The sequence below is a fragment of the Rhodobacter viridis genome (assembly GCF_003217355.1).
In the GTDB taxonomy this organism is placed as follows: Bacteria; Pseudomonadota; Alphaproteobacteria; order Rhodobacterales; family Rhodobacteraceae; genus Rhodobacter; species Rhodobacter viridis.
On record NZ_QJTK01000006.1, the window covers coordinates 133,812 to 152,247 of the forward strand.

Annotated in this window: 20 protein-coding genes; 12 read left to right on the plus strand and 8 right to left on the minus strand. The window is 66.8% G+C overall.

From position 1 onward, the window contains the following. Positions 1 to 35: 35 nt before the first annotated feature. The gene (locus C8J30_RS09855; RefSeq protein WP_110805680.1) at positions 36 to 2,381 is read left to right on the plus strand and encodes a glycoside hydrolase family 3 N-terminal domain-containing protein; all 2,346 of its coding nucleotides are present in this window, start codon (positions 36 to 38) and stop codon (positions 2,379 to 2,381) included. Further along, positions 2,378 to 3,580 (plus strand): glucoamylase family protein, encoded by a 1,203-nt coding sequence (locus C8J30_RS09860; RefSeq protein ID WP_110805681.1) that lies wholly within the window; start codon positions 2,378 to 2,380, stop codon positions 3,578 to 3,580. The genes C8J30_RS09855 and C8J30_RS09860 overlap by 4 nt, the downstream gene beginning before the upstream one ends. On the opposite strand, the gene C8J30_RS09865 is transcribed toward C8J30_RS09860, so the two are convergent. Next, a complete protein-coding gene (locus tag C8J30_RS09865; protein ID WP_110805682.1) occupies positions 3,560 to 5,311 on the minus strand; it encodes an ABC transporter ATP-binding protein/permease in 1,752 nt (583 codons plus the stop codon). The two genes, C8J30_RS09860 and C8J30_RS09865, sit on opposite strands and share 21 nt — an antisense overlap. Positions 5,312 to 5,563: 252 nt before the next feature. On the opposite strand from C8J30_RS09865, the gene C8J30_RS09870 reads away from it, so the two are divergent. From C8J30_RS09870 to C8J30_RS09890, 5 genes are all read left to right on the plus strand, one after another. After that, positions 5,564 to 6,220 (plus strand): SDR family NAD(P)-dependent oxidoreductase, encoded by a 657-nt coding sequence (locus tag C8J30_RS09870; protein ID WP_110805683.1) that lies wholly within the window; start codon positions 5,564 to 5,566, stop codon positions 6,218 to 6,220. Positions 6,221 to 6,474: 254 nt separating this feature from the next. After that, positions 6,475 to 7,263: a 5'/3'-nucleotidase SurE gene (gene surE / locus C8J30_RS09875; protein ID WP_110805684.1), complete on the plus strand. Its 789-nt coding sequence runs from the start codon at positions 6,475 to 6,477 to the stop codon at positions 7,261 to 7,263. Beyond that, on the plus strand, positions 7,260 to 7,907 hold the full coding sequence (locus C8J30_RS09880) for a protein-L-isoaspartate(D-aspartate) O-methyltransferase (protein WP_110805685.1): 648 nt from the start codon (positions 7,260 to 7,262) through the stop codon (positions 7,905 to 7,907). The genes surE and C8J30_RS09880 overlap by 4 nt, the downstream gene beginning before the upstream one ends. Positions 7,908 to 7,999: 92 nt before the next feature. Continuing rightward, a complete protein-coding gene (locus tag C8J30_RS09885) occupies positions 8,000 to 9,244 on the plus strand; it encodes a M23 family metallopeptidase (protein WP_110805686.1) in 1,245 nt (414 codons plus the stop codon). 149 nt (positions 9,245 to 9,393) lie between these two features. Next, on the plus strand, positions 9,394 to 11,070 hold the full coding sequence (locus tag C8J30_RS09890) for a putative transporter (RefSeq protein ID WP_181420838.1): 1,677 nt from the start codon (positions 9,394 to 9,396) through the stop codon (positions 11,068 to 11,070). A 158-nt stretch (positions 11,071 to 11,228) separates the two neighbouring features. Here the strand turns inward: C8J30_RS09890 and C8J30_RS09895 are convergent, their stop codons facing one another. The 4 genes from C8J30_RS09895 to tatA are packed head-to-tail and all read right to left on the minus strand — an operon-like array spanning position 11,229 to position 13,556. After that, entirely contained in the window at positions 11,229 to 12,068 is an 840-nt protein-coding gene (locus tag C8J30_RS09895; protein ID WP_110805687.1) for an ATP-binding protein, read from the minus strand. Next, the gene (gene tatC, locus C8J30_RS09900) at positions 12,065 to 12,913 is read right to left on the minus strand and encodes a twin-arginine translocase subunit TatC (RefSeq protein WP_110805688.1); all 849 of its coding nucleotides are present in this window, start codon (positions 12,911 to 12,913) and stop codon (positions 12,065 to 12,067) included. The genes C8J30_RS09895 and tatC overlap by 4 nt, the downstream gene beginning before the upstream one ends. Continuing rightward, the gene (gene tatB, locus C8J30_RS09905) at positions 12,910 to 13,329 is read right to left on the minus strand and encodes a Sec-independent protein translocase protein TatB (RefSeq protein ID WP_110805689.1); all 420 of its coding nucleotides are present in this window, start codon (positions 13,327 to 13,329) and stop codon (positions 12,910 to 12,912) included. Before tatB ends, tatC begins: the two co-directional genes overlap by 4 nt. A gap of 35 nt (positions 13,330 to 13,364) precedes the next feature. Then, positions 13,365 to 13,556, minus strand: a complete 192-nt coding sequence (tatA, locus tag C8J30_RS09910; protein WP_394341927.1) for a twin-arginine translocase TatA/TatE family subunit — start codon at positions 13,554 to 13,556, stop codon at positions 13,365 to 13,367. 155 nt (positions 13,557 to 13,711) lie between these two features. On the opposite strand from tatA, the gene C8J30_RS09915 reads away from it, so the two are divergent. From C8J30_RS09915 to C8J30_RS09925, 3 genes are read left to right on the plus strand one after another with little or no spacing between them, the layout of a single operon-like run. Continuing rightward, positions 13,712 to 14,071, plus strand: a complete 360-nt coding sequence (locus tag C8J30_RS09915) for a helix-turn-helix transcriptional regulator (RefSeq protein WP_110805747.1) — start codon at positions 13,712 to 13,714, stop codon at positions 14,069 to 14,071. A 43-nt stretch (positions 14,072 to 14,114) separates the two neighbouring features. Continuing rightward, the gene (locus C8J30_RS09920; protein WP_110805690.1) at positions 14,115 to 14,738 is read left to right on the plus strand and encodes a MarC family protein; all 624 of its coding nucleotides are present in this window, start codon (positions 14,115 to 14,117) and stop codon (positions 14,736 to 14,738) included. A gap of 49 nt (positions 14,739 to 14,787) precedes the next feature. Beyond that, positions 14,788 to 15,363 (plus strand): retropepsin-like aspartic protease family protein, encoded by a 576-nt coding sequence (locus C8J30_RS09925; protein ID WP_110805691.1) that lies wholly within the window; start codon positions 14,788 to 14,790, stop codon positions 15,361 to 15,363. A gap of 170 nt (positions 15,364 to 15,533) precedes the next feature. Here the strand turns inward: C8J30_RS09925 and C8J30_RS09930 are convergent, their stop codons facing one another. Continuing rightward, entirely contained in the window at positions 15,534 to 16,502 is a 969-nt protein-coding gene (locus C8J30_RS09930; RefSeq protein WP_110805692.1) for a magnesium transporter CorA family protein, read from the minus strand. A gap of 193 nt (positions 16,503 to 16,695) precedes the next feature. Here C8J30_RS09930 and C8J30_RS19245 point away from each other — a divergent pair, with 193 nt between their 5' ends. Next, positions 16,696 to 16,824, plus strand: coding sequence for a hypothetical protein (locus C8J30_RS19245; protein WP_281269377.1), 129 nt, complete (start codon positions 16,696 to 16,698; stop codon positions 16,822 to 16,824). 115 nt (positions 16,825 to 16,939) lie between these two features. Continuing rightward, positions 16,940 to 17,314, plus strand: a complete 375-nt coding sequence (locus C8J30_RS09935) for an ArsR/SmtB family transcription factor (RefSeq protein ID WP_110805748.1) — start codon at positions 16,940 to 16,942, stop codon at positions 17,312 to 17,314. A gap of 24 nt (positions 17,315 to 17,338) precedes the next feature. Here the strand turns inward: C8J30_RS09935 and C8J30_RS18310 are convergent, their stop codons facing one another. Continuing rightward, positions 17,339 to 17,707: a hypothetical protein gene (locus C8J30_RS18310; protein WP_146227890.1), complete on the minus strand. Its 369-nt coding sequence runs from the start codon at positions 17,705 to 17,707 to the stop codon at positions 17,339 to 17,341. 46 nt (positions 17,708 to 17,753) lie between these two features. Further along, a complete protein-coding gene (locus C8J30_RS18610) occupies positions 17,754 to 17,891 on the minus strand; it encodes a hypothetical protein (protein WP_181420839.1) in 138 nt (45 codons plus the stop codon). Between the last annotated feature and the right edge of the window lie 545 nt (positions 17,892 to 18,436).

Here is an 18,436-nt window from a genome sequence, read left to right on the forward strand (position 1 = left end):
AGTAATCTGAGCCCACACAACCGGGGGGTCGGACCATGCGCAAGTCTTCGGAAGACAAGGGTTTTCTGGACGATCTTCTGGGCCGGATGAGTTTGGCCGACAAGATCGGACAGCTCAACTTTCCCCATGCGGCGGGCCTGCCCACGACCGGCGCGGCCGAGGGCGCCGATACCGAAACGCTGATCCGGCGCGGCCATCTGTGCGGCACCTCTGCGGGCGCCAATATCGCCGAGCGCCGGGTGCTGCAGCGCATGGCGCTTGAGGAAAGCCCGCATGGCATTCCGCTTTTCTTCGCCCGCGACTGCCTGCAACGCTATATCACCTGCGGGCCGATCCCGCTGGCGCTGTCGTGCTCCTGGGATCTCGACCTGATCACCCGCATCGCCGAGATGACCGCACGCGAAGCGCGGACGGATGGGGTTTCCCTCACCTGGGCGCCGATGCTCGATATCAGCTACGACGCGCGCTGGGGCCGGATTGCCGAGGGTCATGGCGAGCTGCCGCATCTGTGCGCCGCCATCGCGCGGGCGATCGTGACGGGCTATCAGGGCGCCGATGGCGACATGGCCCGGCCCGACCGGATGATGGCCACCCTGAAGCATTTCGCGGGCTACGGGCTCTCCATCGGCGGGCGCGATTATGCGGCGGTGGAGGCGAGCGCCTCGACGCTGATGCGGATCATGGCGCCGTTCGAGGCGGGCGTCGCTGCCGGGGCCGGCGCGGTGATGGTCGCGTTCTCGGCGCTGAACGACATTCCCGCCACCGCGCATCGGGTGCTTTTGCAAGACATCCTGCGCGACCGCTTCGGCTTTGACGGCATGATCGTCACCGATTTCACCGCCATCGACCCCGAACTGATCAACCACGGCATTGCCGCCGATGCGCGCGCGGCCGCCTATCTCGCCTTCAAGGCGGGCGTCGCCGTCGATCTGGTGTCGGGCGCCTTCCTGCATCACCTCGCCCCTCTGGTCGAGGAGGGCAAGACCGCCCCCGACGCCCGGCGCTGGGGTCCGGTGACCGAAGACGAAATCACCGCCCGCTGCCGCGAGGTGCTGCGGGCGAAGGAAAGGCTCGGCCTGTTCGCCGATCCCTTCCTCGGGCTGGACGAGGATCTGCGGGCGAAAGTGGTCCGCGCCCCCGATCACATCGCGCTGGTCCGCGAGGCCGCCGCGAAGTCCTTGGTTCTGTTGAAGAACACCGGGGTTCTGCCGCTGGCCCGCGGGGCCACGCTTGCCCTGATCGGCCCGCTGGCCGAGGATCGGATCGACATGCAGGGCAGCTGGGCGATCGATGTGAACCCGATGGACAGCGTGACCATTGCCGAGGGGCTGGCCGCCGTCGCAGGCCCCGGCACCAAGGTTCTGATCGCCAAGGGCTGCTCGATCGTCGAAGACCCGGCGCTGGCGGCGCGGCTGAATGTGCACAACCGTGCCATGCCCTCGGTCCCGCCGGAAAGCCGGTCGCTCGACGAGATGCTGGCCGAGGCGCGCGCGGTGGCGAGCCAAACCGATGCGATCGTGCTGGCGCTTGGCGAGGCCAAAGAACACTCCGGCGAAAGCTCGACCCGGATGGACATCACGCTTCCGGGCGCGCAGCCGCGACTTGTCCGCGAAATGGCCGAAATCGCGAAAGCCCGCGGCATCCCGTTGATCCTGCTGGTGATTTCTGGCCGTCCGCTTGCCCTGACCGAGGAAGCCGCGCTTTCCGATGCGCTGATCTGGACCGGCCATCCGGGTGCCGAGGGTGGCCCGGCCATCGCCGAGGTTCTGTTCGGCGACCGTTCCCCCGAAGGACGGCTCTCGATTTCGCTGCCCCGTCACGTCGGGCAACTGCCCTTGCGGATCGAAGACCTGCCGTCGGGCCGCCCGCGCGAGGCGATCGGCGTCGATGTCTTTGGCGATGACGAGACCGACGCGACCGGGCGGCATGTCTTCCGCAAATTCACCACCGCCTGCATCCTTGAAGGCCCGCATCTGCCGCTTTACCCGGCGGGCTTCGGGCTTAGCTACACCAGCTTCGCCTATGGCAAACCACAGCCCAGCGCGACCGAGCTGCAAGGCGCCGACGCAGTGCTGGAAGTGACCATCGAGGTGACAAACACCGGGGCCCGGGCAGGCACCGAAACCGTGCAGCTTTACCTGCGCGATCCGGTCGCCGAAATCTCGCGACCGATCCGCGAGCTCAAGGGCTTCGCGCGTCTCACGCTGGCGCCGGGCGAGACCGGCACGGCAAGCTTCCGCCTGACCACCGCGGATCTGGACTACGACCGCGGCCCCGATCTGGCGCAGATGCGCCGCGACTGGGAGGGCGGCGAATTCCGCCTCAGCCTCGGCCCGCATGCGCTTGAAACGCAAGAGATTTCAATCCGGTGGGCGAAATGAGGACGGCGGCGCTGCTCGACCGCATTCAGTCCGAGACGCTGCGCTATTTCACCGAGTTTGGCCATCCGGTCAGCGGCATGGCCCGCGAGCGCTACGGCGACGAGACATGGCTCGACACCGTCACCACCGGCGGCACCGGCTTTGGCCTGATGGCGCTGATCGTGGGCGCCGAGCGCGGCTTTGCCCCCCGCGACGCGGTGCTGGCGCAGATCGACCGGATCGTCGCCCATCTGGAAGCCGCGCCCCGCCATCGCGGCGCCTTCCCGCATTGGATGCAGGGCGCAACCGGCGCCACCATCGCCTTTTCCCCCCATGACGACGGCGGCGACATCGTCGAGACCGCCTTCCTGATGATGGGGCTTTTGACGGTGCGGCAATGGCTTGCGCCCTTTGCCCCCGCCTTGGCCGCGCGGATTCAGGCGCTCTGGTGGGCGGTGGATTGGGTGGGCTTCTGCCCGACCCCCGACCGGCTGCACTGGCACTGGAGCCCCAATCACGGCTTTGGAAAACTGGCCCTGATGGGCTGGCACGAGGGGCTCATTGCCTTCGTGCTTGGCGCGGGCTCGCCCACCCATCCGATCGACCCGGCCGCCTACACGGACAGCTGGAAGCACAGCCCCGGATTTCGCAACGGCAACCATTACCACCGCATCCGCCTGCCGCTTGGACCGGCGCAGGGCGGGCCCTTGTTCTTCAGCCACTATTCCTTCCTCGGCCTCGATCCGCGCGGGCTGGTGGAGGACGGCATCGACTATTTCGCGCAAAACCGCGCCCAGACCCGGATCAACCACGCGCATTGTCTGGAAAACCCTGGCAAATTCGCGGGTTACGGGACCTTCTGGGGGCTGACCGCCTGCGACGGACCGGATGGCTACAATGCCTTCTCGCCCGCGAACGACAAGGGCGTGATCGCCCCCACCGCGGCGCTTTCGGCGCTGCCCTATCTGCCGCGCGCGAGCCTTTCGGCTGCCCGGGCGATGGAGGCGCGGCCCGAATTGTGGGGGCCTTATGGCATGCTCGATGCCTTTGACGACACACGGGGCTGGGTCGCAAAAAGCCACCTTGCCATCGATCAAGGCCCGATCGTCGGCATGACCGAGAACGCCCGCACCGGGCTTTTGTGGCGGCTCTTCATGTCCGCGCCCGAGGTGCAGACTGGGCTGCGCCAACTTGGGTTCTCAAGCCCGCACCTCGGCTGAAGCGACACCCTCACCGGCAAAAATCTCGACCGTGCGGGTAAAGACCCCATGCGGCGTGCCACCGTTGCCGATGTCGATCAGGCCCAGATGCGCCAGCGGCCCCTTGAGCAGCGTCACGATCCGCGCCCGGGCCTCGGGGTCCAGCTGCGGCAGCGTGTCGTCCATCACCAGCCATTGCGGCCGGTTCAGGATCACCCGCGCAAAACTCACGCAGTGCTTTTCGCTTTCCGAGAGCAGCTTTTCCCAATGTTCCTCGGCATCAAGGCTCGCCATCAAATGGCCAAGCCCCACCGTCTGCAGCGCCGCCTCGACCTCGGGACGGGGGAAATGCGCCGCCGAATGCGGATAGCCCAGCACGTCGATCAGCCGCCCCGGCGGCACATAAGCGCGCGTCGGCATATACATCACGGCGCCGGCCAGCGGCATCGCGATCCGGCCGGTGCCACGATCCCAAAGCCCCGCCAGCGTGCGGAACAGGATCGTCTTGCCCGAGCCCGACGAGCCCTTGAGCAGCAGCCGATCCCCCGGCGCCAGCCGGATCGGGTCTTCGGCGAGCGTGACCGAGACATAGGGGGTGACGATCGACAGCCCCTCGATCTCGACCCCGCTCTCGGCCGGTTCGCGGCGAATGCGGTCGGGCGTGCCGTCGCAGGCCTCGCGCGCCAGATCGTGCAGGGCGCGGTGGAAGGTCATCACCCGATGCAGCGTCGCCCGCCAGGTGGCAATGCCCGCGAAGTTGTTGATGAAAAAGCGCAAAGCGCCCTGCACCTGGTTGAATGCGCCGACGACCAGCATCAGCTCGCCGATCGTCATGTCGGAGCTGAAATAGAACGGCGCAGCCGCAAGGATCGGCGCCACCGTGTTGAACCAGCCCGAGCCCGCGGTGACCCAGGTCAGCCCCACCGTCGCACGGATCACGCCGTGGATCACCTCGACCAGCCGCCCGAAGGCCGCCTTGATCCGCCGCGCTTCGACCCGCTCGCCGCGTTCGAGCGTGATCGCCTCGGCGGCTTCGCTGACACGGACGAGCTCGAAGCGGAAGTCGGCCTCCCGCGCGGCCTTTTCGGCGCTCATCGCGACAAGGGGGCGGCCGACGCGCCAACTCATCAGCGAGGCGATGCCAGCATAGACAAGCGCGCACCAGACCATGAAGCCCGGAATTTCGACTGAGCGACCGAAGGCGGTCAGCGACAGCCCGTCGGAATGGTGCCACAGCACGCCGACGAAGGACAAAAGCAGCAGCCCCGCCTGAAAGAGCCCGACGCCAAGCGCAACGGAAAGATCGGCCAGCCCGTCGATATCGGCCTGCAAGCGCTGATCCGGGTTCTCGCCGATCCGGCCCGCCCGCGACAGCCGCAGCGCCTGACCGGGCCGCATCCAGTCGTGCAAGAGCGCGGTAAAGATGCCCCGCCGCAGCGTCAGCTTCAGCGTCTGATCCAGCCAGAGCTGCCCGACGTTCAGCGCCAGAAGCCCCCCGGCGAGCAGCGCAAAGACCCCGAGCTGCACCACGAAGGCCGGAAAATCCTTGCGCGTCAGCGCGTCGTAAAAGGGCTGATTCCAGGCGTTGAGCAGGATCTGCGCCGCCGCCGTCACCGCGATGACCGCGACAAGCCCCCCCACCAGCCAGACGATGCGCCGCCCGCTGCGCACCGTGCGCAGGATGCGGCCCAGATCGGCCAGCTGCCCGAAGAGGCCGGGGGTCGGGTCGGTTTCGGGCGTCAGATCGGTCATTCCGGAACCTTGCTTGGGGCTGCGCCCTAAAGAACCGCCAAACCGCGCCGGGCGCAACCCGAAGCCGAGCGATTTGTCGTGATGGTCGCACCTCAGGGCAAATGTCGCGTTACCGAGATGCCCGCGCCCTGCGCAAAGGGGCGCAAAAAGCGGCGATCGGGCGCAGCGCTGCGGCCGACCCGCGCCAATGCGCCCCTTGCGCCGCAGCCTGACGGCGCCTAAAACCCGCGCGAAACGCTCAGGAGTTGCGCCATGACCGGAACCGCCTTCAAGAAACTCGCCCTTGTGACCGGCGCCTCGCGCGGGCTCGGCTTTGCCATCGCCGAGGAACTGGCGGAACAGGGCTGGCACGTGATGGCGGTGGCGCGCACCGTGGGCGGGCTCGAGGCGCTTGATGACGTCATTCAGGCCAAGGGCGGCTCGGCGACGCTCGCGCCGCTCGACATCACCAAGCCCGAGGAAATGGAGACCCTCGCCAACGGCATCCTGGGCCGCTGGGGCGGGCTGCAACTGTGGATCCACACCGCGGTCCATGCCGCGCCGCTCTCGCCTGCCGCGCATTCCGATGCGAAGGACATGGAGAAATCGGTGGCGACGAACCTGACCGGCACCGCGACGCTGATCCCGCTGATCGACCCGCTGCTGCGCGAAGGCGAGGGCACCGCGGTCTTCTTCGAGGATAACCGCGCGGGCCAGCCCTATTTCGGCTCCTATGGCGCGACGAAAGCGGCGCAGATCGCGCTGGCGCGCAGCTATGCCGCCGAATCCGCGAAGATCGGCCCGAAGGTGCGGATTCTGGCGCCGCAGCCGATGGCCACGGCCGTGCGGGCACGCTTCTTCCCCTCGGAAGACCGCGCGCCGCTGATCGATTGCCGCGTCGAAGCGAAACGCCTTCTGGCCGAGATCTGACGGAAAGGGGGGCTCTGCCCCCCGCTTCGCTCCCCCCGAGATATTTGCGGCAAGATAAAGGGGCATGGTTTTATCTTGCCCCAAATATCCCGGGGGTGAATTGGCCGAAGGCCAAGAGGGTGCAGCGCCCCCTTCCCCGCTCGTTTTCGCCGCAACCGGGTCCGCAAGGGCACACCTTCGCGCCAACTGCAGCACCTTGCTTGTTCCCGTGCGGCGCAGCGGCTAATCAGAACGAAACGGGGGTACGAGGGACCATGCGCATTCTGATCACCAATGACGACGGCATCAACGCGCCGGGGCTCGAGGTGCTCGAGGCCATTGCGGCCGATCTGGCCGGCCCCGAGGGCGAAGTCTGGATCGTCGCCCCCGCCTTCGAGCAATCGGGCGTCGGTCATGCGATCAGCTACAACCGGCCGATGTCGATCGCGAAGCTCGGCCCGCGCCGCTATGCGGCCGAGGGCAGCCCGGCCGATTGCGTGCTGGCGGGGCTTTACGACGTGCTGACCGACGGGCGGCCGGATCTGGTGCTCTCGGGCGTCAACCGCGGCAACAATTCGGCCGAGAATGCGCTTTACTCGGGCACGCTGGGCGGCGCGATGGAAGCCGCGCTGCAGGGCATTCCGGCGATCGCGCTGAGCCAGTTCCTCGGCCCGGCCTGCATCGGCCCCGGCCTTGATCCTTTCGAGGCGGCCCGCGTGCATGGCCCCGCTCTGGTGCGCAAGCTCTGGGACAACGGCATCTGGGACGACGGTGCCTATCGTGTCTTCTACAACGTCAACTTCCCGCCGGTTCTGGCCGCTGCGGTGAAGGGGACCAAGGTCGCGGCGCAAGGCTACCGCACCGACAGTTTCTTCACCGTCGAGCCCGCGGTCTCGCCGAATGGCCGGCGGTTTCTCTGGATCAAGGGCGGCCCGCAGCATGGCGCCACCGCGCCCGGCACCGATGCGATGGTCAACCTCGAGGGTTACATCGCCGTCACGCCGATGCGCGCCGATCTGACCGCCCATGACGTGCTGGGCGATCTCGAGGCGCGGCTCGCATGACCGAAGACGAGGCCGCGCAGATCAAGATGCAGTTCCTTTACGCGCTGCGCTCGAAGGGCGTCACCGATGCCCGGATCCTGTCCGCCATGGAACGGATCGACCGCGGCGCCTTCGTGCGCGGCATCTTTGCCGAACGCGCCTATGAGGACATGCCGCTGCCGATCGCCTGCGGGCAGACGATTTCGCAACCCTCGGTCGTCGGCCTGATGACGCAGGCGCTTGCGGTCGGGCCGCGGGACCGGGTGCTCGAAATCGGCACCGGCTCGGGCTATCAGGCCGCGGTGCTGTCGCTGCTGTGCCGCCGGGTCTATACGGTCGATCGCCACCGTCGCCTCGTGCGCGAGGCGCAGGCGCTGTTCGAGGCGCTGCATCTGCCCAATATCGTGGCCCTTGCCACGGACGGGTCACGCGGATTGCCCGATCAGGCGCCGTTTGACCGGATTCTGGTCACGGCTGCGGCCGAAGACCCGCCGGGCCCCCTGTTGTCGCAACTGAAGATCGGCGGTATCATGGTGCTTCCGGTCGGACAGTCCGACACGGTGCAAAGCCTGATCCGGGTGACGCGGCTCGAAACCGGCTTCGATTACGAGGAACTTCGGCCGGTGCGCTTCGTGCCGCTGGTGGAGGGCATGGCGTCCGACTGAGCCCCGACAGGCTGACCGACGACGAGGCTGCAAGACGACGACGCGACGACCAAAAGACTGAACGAGCCAAAAAGACCGAACGAGGACGAGCGATGCAAGCCCCCCTTTTCCGCCTGACCCGCGTGCTGATGACCGGCGTCGCGCTGGCCGCTCTGGCTGGCTGCGGCGAGGACGGCAAGTTCGATGCCGACCTGCGCCATTTCGGAAAGACCGGTTTCGACACCACCGATGCCGTGCGCCAGGCGACGGCTGAACGCCCTGCCCCCGATGCGCGCGGCGTGATCTCCTATCCGAATTATCAGGTCGCGGTGGCGCGGCAGGGCGACACGATCGGCTCGGTCGCCTCGCGGCTTGGCCTCGATGCCTCGGAACTGGCCCGCTACAACGCGCTTGAGCCGACCACGCCGCTGGGCAAGGGCGAGGTTCTGGCCCTGCCGCAACGCGTGAGTGAACCGGCAGGCGGCGTGATCGGCGCCGGCGGTGCGACGACGGGCAGCGAGCGGATCGACATCACCTCGCTCGCCTCGAGCGCCATCGACCGTGCCGCGGTCAGCCATCCGGCCCCGGTCGCCGCTCCCACGGCGGCTGCGCCGCGCCCGGCGACGCCGAGTGTCGCGCCCGCGGCAAAGCCTGCAACTCCGGGCGCGAGCGGCGCCGAGCCGGTGCGCCACCGCGTCGCCCGTGGCGAGACCGCCTATTCGATCGCGCGCTATTACAATGTCTCGGCCAAGTCCGTGGCGGAATGGAACGGCCTGCCCGCCGATCTGAGCGTGCGCGAAGGCCAGATGCTGATGATCCCGCCCGCCACCGGCGCGGCCCCGCCGCCCGCCACCGCGACGCTGACCGAGCCGGGCCAAGGCTCGCCCACGCCCGAGCCGCCCTCGGCCGCGAAGCCCTTGCCGAAAGAGGTGCCGCCGAAAGCCTCGGCCCCTGTCGACACCTCGGCCGCGCCCAATCTTGGCGCCTCGCGCACGGCCGCCTCGAGCAGTTCGAAATTCGTCATGCCGGTCTCGGGCGCGATCGTGCGCCCCTATGCCAAGGGCAAGAACGATGGCGTCGACATCAAGGCCGCCCCCGGCACCGCGGTGAAAGCCGCCGATGCGGGCACGGTGGCCGCGATCACCCAGGACACCGAGCATGTGCAGATCCTGGTCATGCGTCACGACGGCGGGCTCCTGACGGTCTATGCCAATATCGAAGGCATCACCGTCGCCAAGGGCGCCAAGGTCAGCCGCGGCCAGACCATCGCCAAGGTCCATTCCGGCGATCAGGGCTTCCTGCATTTCGAGATCCGCAAGGGCTCCGACTCGGTCGACCCGATGCCCTATCTGGAATGATCGCGACACCCGCGGCCAAGACATGACGGATGACGCAAAAAGGGGGCTTTTGCCCCCTTTTTCCATCCGGTAACAATAACTTGACCTCTCCGGCCGGGAAGCGCAGTTTTGCCGAGGGGGGAGGACACCCTTGCAGGAGGGGGGTGGCCATGGCTCTTTTGGAATTTCTGAACACGATATCGCCGGTCGGGCTGGCGGCATCGGCGCTGGCACTGGCCGGGGCACTGGGTCTGTTACTGGGGGGACTGAACTGGCGCGGCATCGGGCTCGGCATCGGGGGGGTGCTGTTCGCGGGGCTGTTCGTCGGTCACTGGACCTCGGTCGCGGGTCTGCACCTTGCGCCGGAAATGCTTGAATTCGTGCGTGAATTCGGCCTCATCATCTTTGTCTTCACGATCGGCATCCAGGTCGGGCCGGGCTTCTTTGCCACGCTGCAGAAGGCCGGGTTGCAGTTCAACATCATCGCCGCCTCGATCGTCATTCTGGGCGTGCTGACGACCGTCGCGCTGCATTTCATCGCCGGGATCCCGGTTCCGGCGCTGGTCGGGCTGATGTCGGGCGCGGTCACCAACACCCCGGGTCTGGGCGCGGCGACGCAGGTGCTCAAGGACTCGGGCGTGCCCTCCGAGGTGATCTCGGAAGCCTCGCTCGGCTATGCCGTCGCCTATCCGTTCGGCATCCTTGGCATCCTGCTGACGATGATCGCGGTGCGGCAGGTGCTGCGCGTGCGCATCGAGCAGGAAGAGGCGGAATTCGAGGCCTCGCGGTCGCGTGGCTCGAAGGAATTGCCCGCGATCAACGTGGTCGTGCGCAACGCGAACCTTGAAGGGCTGGAGCTGGGCGAAGTGCCCGATCTTTACGATCAGGGCGTGGTGGTGTCGCGGCTGAAGCGCGGGGACACGCTGATGCACCCGCTGCGCTCGATGGCGCTGCACATGGGCGACGTGCTGCACCTTGTCGGTCCGGCCGAGAAGCTGCATGCGATGGTGCTGATCCTGGGCGAAGAGGTCGATGTCTCGATCACCTCGACCAAGGGCACGCAGCTGAGCTGGCAGCGGGTGGCGGTGACCTCGCAGAAGGCTCTGGGCAAGCACATCCGCGATCTGGGGCTGGAAGAGCGCTCGGTCTCGATCTCGCGGGTGACGCGGGCGGGCACGCAGCTGCCGGTGGAACCCGATCTGGCGGTGCAATTCGGCGACATCCTGACCGTCGTCGGCGCCCCGGGCGATATCGAGGCGGTGAAGCCGCTCTTTGGCGATCAGGTGAAAAGCCTTGAGCTCGTGCAGTTCTCGGGTGTGTTCTTCGGCATCTTTCTGGGCGTGCTGCTCGGCTCGATCCCGATCGCCTTCCCGGGCCTTCCGGCGCCCCTGAAACTGGGTCTGGCGGGCGGGCCGCTGGTCGCGGCGATCCTGCTGTCGCGGATCGGCTTCCTTGGCCCCTTCGTCTTCTTCATGCCGCCGGTGGCGAACCATGCGCTGCGCGAACTGGGCATCGTGCTCTTCCTCTCGGCGGTCGGGCTGAAGGCGGGCGGTCAGTTCGTCGACACACTGATCCACGGGCCGGGGCTGCAATGGATGATGTATGGCATCGTCATCACGCTGGTGCCGCTGATGATCGTCGGCTTCGTCGCGCGCGTGGTCTATCGGGTGAACTACCTCAGCCTCTCGGGCGTGCTAGCGGGCTCGATGACCGACCCGCCGGCGCTCGCCTTTGCCAATGGCATGTCAAACTCGGCCGCGGCCTCGGTCGGCTATGCCTCGGTCTATCCGCTGGTGATGTGCATGCGGATCCTGGCGCCGCAGATCATCGTGCTGCTTCTGATGTAGCCAAGGCCGGGGGGCTCTGCCCCCCGGACCCCCCGGGATATTTCGGGCAAGATAAAGCAAAACGGAAAAGGCGCCCGGTCTCGGACGCCTTTTTCATTTATCTTGCCACAAATATCCCGGGGGGCCGAGGCATCGCCTCGGCGGGGCGGAGCCCCTCTTTACACCGCCAACCCGTGGCGGCCCGCCAGATCGGTGAAGAACTGCCAAGCGACGCGCCCCGAGCGCGAGCCCCGGGTGCGATACCATTCCACCGCCTCGGCGCGCAGCAGTTCGGGCTCGATGCTCAGACCATAGGCCGCCACATAGCCCTCGATCATCGCGAAATATTCGTCCTGATCGCAGGGATGGAAGCCCAGCCAGAGCCCGAAACGATCCGAGAGCGAGACCTTTTCCTCGACCGCTTCCGAAGGATTGATCGCGGTGGAGCGTTCGTTCTCGATCATGTCGCGCGGCATCAGATGGCGCCGGTTCGAGGTGGCGTAGAAGATCACATGCGCCGGGCGCCCCTCGATCCCGCCATCCAGCACCGCCTTCAGCGACTTGTAATGCTGATCGTCGTGGCTGAAGCTGAGGTCATCGCAGAACAGCACGAAGCGCTGATCCGCAGCCACCCGCAGCAGGTTCAAAAGCCGCCCGACCGAGGGCAGATCCTCGCGCGAAAGCTCCACCAGCTTCAGGCTCAGCCCCTGCCGCAGCACCTCGGCATGGACCGCCTTGACGAGCGAGCTTTTCCCCATGCCGCGCGCGCCCCACAAGAGCGCATTGTTCGCCGCATGGCCGCGGGCGAATTGGACCGTGTTCGCAAGGAGCGTATCGCGTGCCCGGTCGATGCCGCGCAACAGCCCCAGATCGACGCGCGAGACCTGCGCGACCGGCACCAGCCGGTCCGGCGCCGCGTGCCACATAAACGCATCCGCCCCCGCAAACGCGGGGGCAGGTGCGGGCGCGGGGGCGAGGCGCTCGAGCGCCTCGGCAATCCGCGTCATCGGATCGGTCATTCGTCGTCTTCCTCGTCGACCCAGGTGCCTTCGGCACGCATCTTGGCTTCGCGGGTCTTTTCCATGCGCCTTATGATCCAGATCGAGACCTCGAACAGCGGATAGATCGCGATGAACAGGATCACCTGCGAGGCCACATCGGGCGGTGTCACCGTCGCGGCCAGCGTCAGCATCGCCACAACCGCATATTTGCGCACCGAAGCAAGGCCCTTGGCCGAGATCAGCCCTGCCCGCCCCATCAGCGTCAGCGCCACCGGCATCTGGAAGCAGAGCCCGAAGGCGATCAGGAACTTCGTCGTCAGCTTCAGGTATTCTTCCATCGAGCCGGCAAAGCCGATCGCCGCCATCTCGTTGGCTCTCTGCCCCTCGACCTGATCGGCGGCGATCGAGACATCGCTCACCTGAAAGCTCAGGAAGAAGTCGAAGGCCATCGGCAGGATCAGGAAATAGGCAAAGGCGCAGCCGAACAGGAACATCACCGGCGAGGCGATGAGGAACGGCAGGAAGGCGCGTTTCTCGTTGCGATAGAGCCCCGGCGCGATGAAGCGCCAAAGCTGGAAGGCGATCATCGGGAAGGCCAGCACGAAGCCGCCCAGCATCGCGATGTTGAGCGCGACGAAGAAGCCTTCCTGCATCTTGATCAGCTGCAGCTGGCAGACCTGACCGCGCTCGGCGAGCGCCGAGCAGATCGGATGGGTCAGCAGGTTGAAGATCGGGTGCCAGATGAAATAGCACAGGCCGACCGAGATGACAAAAGCGGCCAGCGCATAAAGGATGCGCGTGCGCAGCTCTGCCAGATGCTCGATCAGCGGCGCGGACGTGTCTTCGATATGCTCGGAAGTCATGCGTTGCCCTTGGCGGGGGTTGCGGATTTCGGCGTCGGATCAGGCTCTTCGGCCAGTTCGGCCGCGTCAAGCGCCGCGGTCAGATCCGGGTCCTGCACGAAGGTCGCCGCCTTCGCGGGGGTCGGAATCTTCGGATCCCATTTCTCGAACCGCTCGGTGGCGCGTTCCAGCGCCGCCATCCCCGGGTTCTTCGAGGTGGCGACGTCCTTGAGATCGTTCAGCCCGCGCGCCGCGCTGTCGAGCCCGCTGTCGCGGGCCGCATCTTCCATCGCGCGCGAAAACTCGCGCCCCATCGCCTTGGCCTTGGCCGTCAGGCGGCCAAGGGTGCGAAACATCACGGGCAGATCTTTCGGACCGACGACGATGAGCGCAACAATGCCAATGAGCAGAAGCTCACTCCAGCCGATGTCGAACATGATTACCTACTCCGCTCGCTGCGGCCAAGGCCGGTTCAGACCTTGTCCTTGTCCGAGGGCGCAGCGTCCTTGGTTTCTTCGGCGCTGGCGCCTTCGGCCATGCCCTTCTTGAACGAGGTGATGCCCTTGCCCACCTCGCCCATCAGGCCCGCGACCTTGCCACGGCCGAACAGAACCAGCACCACGACGGCGATGACGATCAGTTGCAGGGGGCTCATCATATGCATCGGAAGTCTCCTTCAGTGTGTTTTCCCAAGTTTCGGCGCGCGGGGGCCTGCTGACAAGGTTCAATCCCGCCGCAGCCCCCGTCGCGCGGCGGGATTACTGACAGTTATTTGTCAGTTGCCCCCGGATGTGCGACAAGGGGATGGGAGGGCGGCCGATGACGCGCAACGAAAGGTTCGAAAAGATTCTGATGCTGCTGCGCGACGGCGAGTTGATCCGGGCGCGGGACGTTGCGGCGCGACTCGGGGTCTCCGAGCGCACGATCTGGCGCGACATGGCCACGCTCGTCGATTACGGCGTGCCGATCGAGGGGGAACGCGGCGTCGGCTACATCCTGCGCCGCCCGGTGGCCCTGCCGCCCCTTGTGCTGACCCATGACGAGATGGCGGCGCTGCGCCATCTGCTGCGGCTGGCCGAGGCGCATGTGGACACCCGGATCGGATCGGGGGCGCGCACGCTCGCCGCCAAGATCCGCGCCGTGATGCCGCCCGACCCCGAGGATGACGCGCCGATCTGAGCGCCACTGGCGCAGGGCCGCGCAACCGGATAGGGTCGCCGCCATGAACACGCCTGAATTCGTCACCGCCTTCGTCACCCTTTTCGTCGTCGTCGATCCGATCGGCCTCGTGCCGCTTTTCCTTGCCCTGACGCAGGGAATGAGCGCCAGCATGCGCCGCACCATCGGCTTGCGCGCGCTTGTCGTGGCGGCGGTGCTGCTGACGGCTTTCGGGCTTTTTGGCGATGCGCTGCTGAAGGGGATCGGCATTTCGATGCCCGCCTTCCGCATCGCGGGCGGGGTGCTTCTGTTCCTGACCGCGCTCGACATGCTCTTCGAGCGCCGCACCCAGCGCCGCGAGGGGCAGTCGGCCGAGCCGCATGCCCCCGATCCGTCCGTCTTCCCGCTCGGCACGCCGCTCTTGGCCGGTCCGGGGGCGATGGCGACGATGATCCTTCTGGCGGGATCGGGCAGCGGCGGGCTGCATCTGGCCGCGGTGATGGCGGTGATGGCGCTGGTTCTGGCCTGCGTTTTCGTGCTGTTCCTGCTCGCAACGCCGCTCGAGCGCGCGCTGGGGCGGACCGGCACGATGGTGGTGACGCGGCTTCTGGGGATGCTGCTCGCCGCGCTGGCGGTGCAGTTCATCCTCGACGGGCTGCGCGGGGCGGGGATCATCGCGGCACCGTGACGGGGTGACAGGACCGCTCCGAGTGCCTACATCAGGCGCAGGAGGCGTCATGGAAGCTGATATCCCCCGCGTGATCTATTACCTTTTGCTGCTGCTCGCGATCGGCGGCTATCTGATCGCCGCGCTGCGCCGCCGTCCCGGTCAGGCGCTGCAACAGCTGATGATCTGGGCGCTGATCTTTCTCGGCATCGCCGCCGTGGCCGGGATCTGGCCCGATGTGCGCGCCGCGATCCTGCCAAGCCAGAGCGTGACGCAATCGGGCCGGATCGAGCTGCCGGTGCAGGCGGACGGGCATTACTACATGAAAGCCAGGGTGAACGGCGCCGAGATCGACTTCGTCATCGACACTGGCGCCTCGCAGATCGTGCTGACCCGCGCCGATGCGGCACGGGCGGGGATCGACACCGGCAACCTCGCCTATATCGGCCGCGCCTTCACCGCGAATGGCGAAGTGGCCACCGCGCCGGTGCGGCTTGACAGCCTGACGGTCGGCCCCTTCACCGACAGCAACGTCGCGGCCGTGGTGAACCGGGGCGATCTCGACACCTCGCTTCTGGGCATGAGCTACCTCACCCGCTTCGGCAAGGTGCAGTTCGACGACCGCCGCATGACCCTCGAACGCTGAGCCCCGCCACCGCCCGCGCAAAGGGCGTATTTGACCCAAGGAAAAACACGCTCGGCGTTTTCTTGGTGAAAATACGCAAGGGGGCACGGGGGACATCGTCCCCCGAAAGCGGGGGTCGGGGGGCGGCAGCCCCCCGTTCCCGGGCGCCCGAGCCAGCGAGGGCGCAATCCCTAGAGCCAGTCCTTCCATTTGAAGAAGGCCCAGGACACCAGCGCCGAAGCCACCATCAACACCAGCGCGAACGGGTAGCCCCAGGGCTGGCTCAGCTCCGGCATGTTGGCGAAGTTCATCCCATAGGCCGAGGCGATCAGCGTCGGCGGCAGGAACAGCGCCGTCACCACCGACAGTATCCGCACGGTATTGTTCTGCGCGAGGTTGATCATGCCGAGCGTCGCATCGACCGTCAGCGACACCCGCGACGACAGATAGTCGTTATGCACGGCAAGCGCGGTGATGTCGCGCATCAGCGCCTTGGCGATCGGGCGCAGCTCGGCGCCTTGCGGATGCGCGGCCAGCGTCTGGTCGTAAAAGGACAGCGCCCGTTCGAGCGTCAGAAGCGCCAGCCGGATATGGCCGAGCAATTCCCCCTGTTTGCCGACATCACCGAGAGCCGCCTTCAGCTCCGCCGGACGCGCCTCGCCCAGGACCCGCGCCGAGACCTGATCGAGCACCCGCCCCGAGCCTTCGAGCAGATCGGCCTGCCGGGCCACGATCTCCTCGATCAGGCCCAGAAAGATCCGCTCCGGCGTCCGACATCCGGCCGTCGTGCGTTCGGCCCGTTCGGGAAAGGTGACGAAGCTGCGCGGCGCGTGGTGGCGCACGGTGACGAGCCGCACCCCCGACAGGATGAAGCTGACCGGCCCCGAGATATGCTCGCCCGAGGGCGTGTGACCGGGCAGCACCACGGTCATCACATCCACCCCCTCCTCGCGGTAAAGCCGGTTCGAGATCTCGATCTCTTCCATGTCGGCAAGCGTCGGCACCTCAACGCCAAGTGCCGAAACCGCCGAAACCTGACTGTCGAGGGGGCGATAAAGATCGATCCAGAACGCCTGCTCGAGATCGACGCCGACCTCGGTCGGGCTTTGCTGGCCGAGACGCGCAAGCCCGCGCGGCAAAGGTTTGTAGGCGTGCAGCATGGGCCCTCGTCTGGCAGGCACCCGCGAGGGCGGCTTGCGCCCAGAAAGCAAGCCTCGGCCACTCTGGTCAAGCCCCTCTGCGTCCCTCTCCCGGAGCGGGCCCGGGCTGACGCGGTTTTTCCGCATCCCTGCCCCGCTTGCGCCACATTCGTGCCGCATCGCTGAAGGCAACCTACAGAAAGGCAGAGATCAGATGGATTTCCCCGGTTTCGACGCGGTCGCGGTCGGCTTCATCCTGTTCGTGGCGCTGCGCGAAGCGGGTCTCTGGCTGCGCCGCCTGCGCGCGCCGCGCGGCCCCGGGCGCGATCCTCTCGAAGCCTGAGCAAAGCGGCGCGCACCTCTGGACACTTGGGCGAGCGGCTCTCGCTTCGGCAACGCAGCCGTGTTATTGCAGTCAGATGCACCCGACCCGCGACGACGAGGAAGCCGCCTTGGCGATGGATACTGCCCAAGACCCGCACGAAGATTTTGCCCCCGAGACCGCCGCCGAAACCGACGAGCGCTGTGCTGCGCTTGACGCCGAGGAGATGGCGACCCGGGCGCGGGCCGCTGCCAACCTGCTGAAGGCGCTCGCCCATGAGGGGCGTCTGATGATCATGTGCTATCTCGCCTCGGGCGAGAAATCGGTGACCGAGCTGGAAACCCGGCTCGAAACGCGGCAGGCGGCAGTCAGCCAGCAACTGGCGCGGCTGCGTCTGGAGGGGCTGGTGCAAAGCCGACGCGAGGGCAAGACGATCTTCTATTCGCTTGCCGACCCACGCGCGGCCCGCGTGGTGCAGACGGTCTACGAACAGTTCTGCTCGCAGGACTGACCCCGGCCGAGGCCGCGCGACCGATCAGCCGATCGGCACGACGAAGCGGCCCCGGAGCGTGTCGGTGCGCGTCATCGCCATGCCCGCGATCTTGTCTTTGCCCTCCACCTCCGGGCCGACCGCGACCTGCCCCTCGTAAAGGTTCGCGCCCCACCGGAAGACCGTCGCGCCGGTCGAGAGCGCGATGGAAAAGCCGGTCTCCTGCGCCCGCACCGAGACGATCGAGGTGAAGTTGCAGAAGAGCCGATCGAGCCCGGCCTCGAAATCGAGACTGCGACGGTGGCGGCCACCAGCGCAGCGCCATCCTCGACCGAGCGCGAGACGGTATTGGCGCCCGTACCGCCCACCAGCAATCGCGCGTCGGGGCGCAGAAACCGACGAAGAGCGTGTCATTGCCGCGTCCCGACGCCGAAACTGCCGCAGGACGCGTTCCTCTCGATCACGCCATCGCCGCCATCGAGACGGTCAAAGCCGTAACCAAGCCGCGGAGCCCGTCGTCGCCGGCGCCCATGATGACAGCGCCGCCGTAGCTGCCGAGGATGTGATCGTCGGCAGCCGTTTCAAAAATGTCATTCATCGCAACCTCCTTGCATCCTATGCCAACCAGCAAGACACGGCATTCACCGGATTTCAAAGGCAGTCTTGCCGCAATGCGTCGGGCACCGACCCCTGAACGGGGCAAAACCCGGGCAGCAGCCCGTCAGGACGTATCGCATCAACGCGCTGCCGGGCGCGCGGTGCACGGACCGGCAGGCTCAAGGGAGGAAACGTCAAAGGCCGATCCCGTCGCCGGGACCGGCCCCCTGTGTCGGACTCATCCGGGTGACTGACTTCAGTCGATCTCGCAGGCGGCTATGCCGGGCTTGTACCGTGTCTGCGGCCGGGCCGAATCGACTCCCTCACGTCTGCGGACACACTCGCCCGCGTTGCTTGACGCGCCGTCTTTTCGAACCACGAAGCTTGTGCAAACCGGTCAGGCATCAGCCTCTTCAGCGCAGGGCAGCGGCCTTGAGCATCAACGTCGAGACAGAAACCGGATTGAGATTCTTCATATCCATCAAGCCTCCATCATGACGTCGCCTGCGTGCGACACCTACACGTTACGCCTTTGCGCGAGAGTCG